The 525-nt window shown below is 66.5% G+C and carries 1 protein-coding gene; it reads left to right on the top strand.

The features are described 5' to 3' along the window. A partial coding sequence (locus AC1DUR_RS25815) for an Ig-like domain-containing protein (protein WP_477722392.1) occupies positions 1-525 on the top strand: 525 nt, incomplete at both ends.

Raw genomic sequence — 525 nt, 5'->3', positions numbered from 1 at the left:
ACAGCTACGACGGCAGCCCGAACGTGGTGCCGCCGGCTGGCGCGACCGACACCTTTGTGTACACCATCAAGGACGGCGACGGCGACCTGAGCACGACGACACTGACGATCACGCTGACCGACAGCGGCCTGGCGGCAAGCAACGACGACATCACGGTCAACGAAGCGGCGCTGGCCACGGGCAGCAACCCGTCGAGCACGGCCGAGACGGCGACCGGCACGCTGGTAGGCAACGTCAGCGGCGGCGCCGGCGGCTACAGCTACGCGCTGACGAGTCCGGCCGCAGGCAGCTTCGGCACGCTGACGCTCAACGCGGACGGCAGCTACAGCTACACGCTGACGCAGCGCTTTGACACCAGCCCGGACGCCAACAACGGCACCAACACCGAGAACAACCGCGACACCTTCACCTACCAGGCGACGGATGCCAACGGCAACACGGTGACCAGCACCATCACCGTGGACATCGTGGACGATGTGCCGACAGCCTTCTCGAACAGCAACAGCGTGACCGAAGGCGCTGCTG

This window comes from Polaromonas sp. P4_F4 (assembly GCF_056401355.1).
The sequence above is the reverse complement of the archived record's forward strand: the minus strand, read 5'-3'. Positions and strand labels throughout refer to the sequence as shown.